Here is a 5,234-nt window from a genome sequence, read left to right as displayed (position 1 = left end):
TGAATACCATCCTCTAGAAACCGGTAAGCAACTACATCCGGGAGATTTATATTGCGAAAATCAAGAATTTCACACAAATTTTGATAATTAACGAATGGCATAGATCCATTTAAATGCTGGCTATTCAAGATAAAACACCCCCAACAAGCGTGTCCCTACCCCGTATGGTTAATTTAAACAATCCATCGCTTAAATTAATTCGCTTGCGCGATAAGCATTTCGATCGTTACTGCTGTGTATGAAAATAAAATTTCCATACTAAATCAACGATCTACGTAATTTGAATATCCCTATGATGGACACAGTCTACTGCGAACTAGGCAACCTTAATACACTCCTTGGTACCTAGCAGTGAAATAAAAAAATGTGAACCTGACCATTGCCTATTTGAGTTATTATAGAACACATAGTGTGTTTTTTGACAAATTAATTAAACTCTGTTCTCTTTAAAAATAAATTTATTCCTTCATATGCGCTAATTTATAAATAATTAGCAGCAACGTATTTCTGATATGAGGTATCTCAGTTTTTGTTAACTTTGTTTGGGTAATCATTGATTTAAAAACAGGCATTTTAGCCATAACATTTTTGGATAAAAAATTACTAATAAATAATGGGGCTAAATTTTTAAGATGAATGTCATCAGTGTCAGCAATGACCTGCATTGCATTCTCAATATATTCTTCAACAGTAAGAAGTTTAATTGACTTTGACTTAGGCAGCTTCTCAATTAAATCTCTAGGACTTAAGGTTTCACCAGATACAAGGTGATATTTATTATTGTCACAAGGATACTTTATAGACAAATCAATTATCGAGCGAGCAACAAAATCTACTGGGACTACATCGACAATAGAATTTAAATTAACAAACCCGCCAATTTTCATAGATAACTTCATAAATAAAAAAGTTAAATCATCGCTACTCGTGACCTGAGATTTCGTGTGAATTGTGATGCCACTTGGTCTGTATATTGATATTGGCAATCCTTTTTGTATGCCTATCTCGCACATCTTTTCACAGACCCACTTGGTTTGAAAATAACCATTTGTAGGCGCCTCCTCAGGCAAACTCATGCTTTCATTAATTTCTAACTGTCCATCAAATTGACTATTAAATACACCTATCGTAGAGACAAAATGGAGTGGTTTAATTTTATTAGTAGAGGCAACTTTCATTAATTCATACAAACTTAGCACATTAGCATCACGTAAATTTTCATAAGGATAAACAAAATTAACAACGGCAGCAGAATGAATGATTAAATCCATAGATTGGGTTACATAGGTATAATCATCATCAGATAATCCTAATTTTTGTCTTGATATATCACCGCAAAGACAATGGATTCGTTTTTCTTCCGCAGTATTAATGTCTATTTTTTTCTCTCTTGCGCACTCCAATAATCTTTTTTTGGCCTCATCTTTTGAGGAACCACGGATAATGCAGAAAATTTCGGCATGGGTTTGCTCTAAACATTCTTTAAGTAAATGAACCCCTAAAAACCCGGAAGCACCGGTTAGAAAAATTGATCGAATATTATGGTCAAATGGTTTTACATTATTCAATACAAGCTGCTCAACCAATTGAAGATCTTTTCTATAATCAAAATCGACGGTTTTTTGTCGATTATTAGCGAATCTGTCCCTCACTAACTTGGCTTGCAATTCAATTGTTGTGGCCTTGAATAATTCAACTAAATCAAATTCAATATCATATTTAGCTTTGAATTTTGACAGCATTAATACGGCCTGCAAGGAGGTGCCCCCCAATGAGAAAAAATCCGTATGAATGTCAATGTCAGCCTGTGGAAATATCTCGCGCCATAAACTCGAGATATATTGCTCGTATTCGTCTTGAGTAACTATATTTTTCGTTTTATTTATTTTACTTTCTCGTATAGCTTTTAAAAGCTCAGCTGGGCTCATCTTCTGCAATTCTAGAATTTTTTTATTATCCATAGGTTAGACCTGCTTTAAATTTACAACATATCCATCATAATTGGTTTCAGTATAGATTGACTTTAAAAAAAATTCTGCCGGAATATTCCGTTCAGTTTTTCTGAATTTAAATTCAATTTTTGCTATTTGTTTTATCCTGCATAAGTCTACTAATTTTTGATACATTATTTGCTCTACGCCTCGACCTAACGCGCGGCAACTCAAAAGCATACTATCGACAACTAGTTTTTGATTCGCCAGGTTAACTATTAGAACCCCTACTAACCCATAATCCCCAAATTTGTCAGAGACAGTTACCGTATACACTTCAAAGCAATCTTTTGTGATAAAACCAAATATCTGGCTTTCATCGTAGCGAATCGATGTTGTATTGAATTGATTGGTTCGCATAAACAATTGCGTTACCCTTGGAATATCCTTTTCAGTAGCAGGTTTAATATCCACTTGTAAATTGAGATGCTGAATAAATTCATCCAGGGAAGTAGTCGATTTCTGAAGGCTCTCTCTTTGCTCATTTTGTTTATAAAACTCTGCTCGTTGCAAATCCTCTTTTGTCGTTTTTGGCCTATCAAAACTCCAAATATTATCTAAGAATACAGCCACATCGCTTTTCTCATGGGGAAAGTGTATCACTTCAATTTCAGGACACAGTTCTTCAACCTCAGCACATTCCAAGAGGTTATCATCAATAAAAATAAAGGAATCAAGCCCTAAATTTAATTCTTTTGCCAACTGTATTAAATTAGCCGGTTTATTATCCCAATTAATTTTAGTTGCGAGAATATCGTCCCAATTTAATACCATATCGTCCCTTTGCTCAAAAACAGATTTCACATCTTCGAGTATATTTTTACTGCATAAAGCGAGTAGGAAGCCCTGGTCTTTTAATTCCTTAATTTTTGATTGCAATTGAATATGATTTTGATTGATTTGAATACCCTGTACCCCATCTTCACCGACCACCCCATTCCATAGTGTATTATCACAATCAAGGATAATCACTTTTTTAGGGTTTCTGCGAAGAGCGTCAAGTTGTCTAACTGCATAAGTGGCTAAGGCCATAAAGAGCTCATCATTATATGGGATACCACCTTGCTTATAGGTTATTTCATCGAAATAATCGTTAATTTCATAACAATTTAATAACTCTTTATGAGTCTTTATATAGATAGATGCAGCATGTTGAAAATGTTTCTTAATTTGAGATTCAATTTTGTTAAAATTACTCGCCTTTTTTCTTTCCGGTGGCGGCGTGAAGAATAAAAATGCTAAATTTTTGCTTGTATTTGCATAGTATTCAAGGGCATTAATCAAATCTTTGATTATTGATTGATCTATCTCATCTTCATCCTTAAACCAATCATATAAAGAGAGAAAAATAAAATTGCTCTCATTGTGGTAAAGAATACTCTGCTTATTCAAAAAACTCTGAATCACCTGATTATAATCACCAACTTCCAAACGATAAGCAGCTTTAATTTGCTCAAACCAATACTCCATGAATGGTATAATGGGCTCGATAGTAAATGTTGATAATAAGCTAATTTTTTTCTCTTTAGGTACTAGTGTCAGATATTCAAATTTACTCATTGCTAGTTGCTCGGGACTCAACAAAGTATTACTAACGACCGCATCACTCAACTCGTTGACTTCTTTCATGAAATTTTTAACATCTTTAGAAGAAAACAAATGCGTGTTGTATTTCACTAAAAGCTCGGTATCTTTACCTTGCCTTACCTCGAATACAAATGGATCTAGACCCAACCCATTGTTTTTATAAAAAATATCAATATCTCGATATTGACTTTCTCCATTGGAAAATAGTTGATAAACAAATATAAATTCAAATAATACTTCATTTTTTTGACTATTTAGTTGTTTTGCAACATTGTGAATACTGTAATCGGAAAACTCTATTGACTCTACGATTTGATTTTGAAGATTTTTTATGCCAACTAAAACATCTGGATAATTTTCATAATTAAAAATCACCGGTAACAAATTTACAAAAACACCTAAAGTTTGATTCCAATCACTAGAATTTCTTCCAGAAAAAAGGGTGCCAATATTTAGTTTATAGGTATCTATTTTTTTACTTAAAACCAGATAATAAATGAACATGAAGAAATTTTGTAGGCTAATGGAGTTCTTTGCGCAAAAAACTTTAATATCATTTATCCTATCCTCTTCGACCATCTCAGTAAGACAAGCAATATTTATATCGACACTCTTGGTTAAATAGCCTCTCAAATTTGAATGGGAAATTAACCTTTTCCAATACGCTTCAGCCTTTTTTCTCTCAATAGACGCATCATATGATTCTATCCATTTGGCATATTCAGAGTATGGTAAAGATTGTTGGATATTTTCACCATGGTAAAGTGTTAAGAATTGCTCAACAAATACTTTCATTGATATGCCATCACAGACTGTATGATGAAAAACCACTTGCATCACATTATCATCTTCATTTTCTATCAAAATAACTCTAAATAAGGGCCCCTTTTCCAAATTGAATGGTCGCAATGTATTTTCATCAAGTATGTCATTAATATTTTGTTTTTGAGCTTTTATTTGCGTATAAAATGCATTAGGTGATAGCTCGGTAAGCTCCGAACTTAGAATCTGCGAGTCTTTAATTTCAAAGTGAGATTGAAGAATTGGATGAATATTTACTATTTTTAATATCGACCCATGAATTTTATTAGCATCTATGGGAGAATTAAATTTAAATGCCAGCGATACATTATAAGCTCCTTTATTAGAAGCTAATTTATCACTCAAATAAAAGTTCAATTGTCGGGGAGTAATTGAATATATTTTTTTAACCAAATCAAAATTTTGATTTGATGGTTTTCGAGATAATATTTCTTGAGCATCAGTAGCCTTTAATGGAGCAATTTTTTTATTAATATACTTTACTAAGAGGTTTGGGGTGTAATGCTCAATAAGATCTTTTAAACTAATTTCTGTAGCACCTTTCAGGTTCTTATTCAGTCTACCTAAAAAATCAGTAAGCATCAGCGAGTCCAACCCCAACTCAAAAAAATTATTATTCGCATTAATCATTGTTGATTCTGGCACATTCAGTACATTAATGATTAATTTTTTAACCACATCAATAAGCAATTTTTTCCTATTGTCAGGGTGTTCATTAAGAACGTCGATTAGCCAATTTTCTTCTGTACCCTCAGCACTCGCATCCACTGCCGAAGAGCGATAACAATAAAGGTATTTAATTTGATTATTTTCAACTAATTCAGCACATCTTTT

The 5,234-nt window shown here is 32.9% G+C and carries 2 protein-coding genes; both read right to left on the bottom strand.

Annotation, left to right across the window (positions count from 1 at the left end; translation table 11 throughout):
* Positions 1-458: 458 nt before the first annotated feature.
* Positions 459-1,961, bottom strand: a complete 1,503-nt coding sequence (locus Lbru_RS08725; RefSeq protein WP_058441808.1) for a thioester reductase domain-containing protein — start codon at positions 1,959-1,961, stop codon at positions 459-461.
* Between the two features lie 3 nt (positions 1,962-1,964).
* A partial coding sequence (locus tag Lbru_RS08720) for an HAD-IIIC family phosphatase (protein ID WP_157061505.1) occupies positions 1,965-5,234 on the bottom strand: 3,270 nt, incomplete at its 5' end.

The organism is Legionella brunensis (genome assembly GCF_001467025.1).
Classification (GTDB): Bacteria; Pseudomonadota; Gammaproteobacteria; order Legionellales; family Legionellaceae; genus Tatlockia; species Tatlockia brunensis.
Note: the sequence above shows the minus strand (reverse complement) of the source record. Positions and strands in the feature narration are given on the sequence as shown.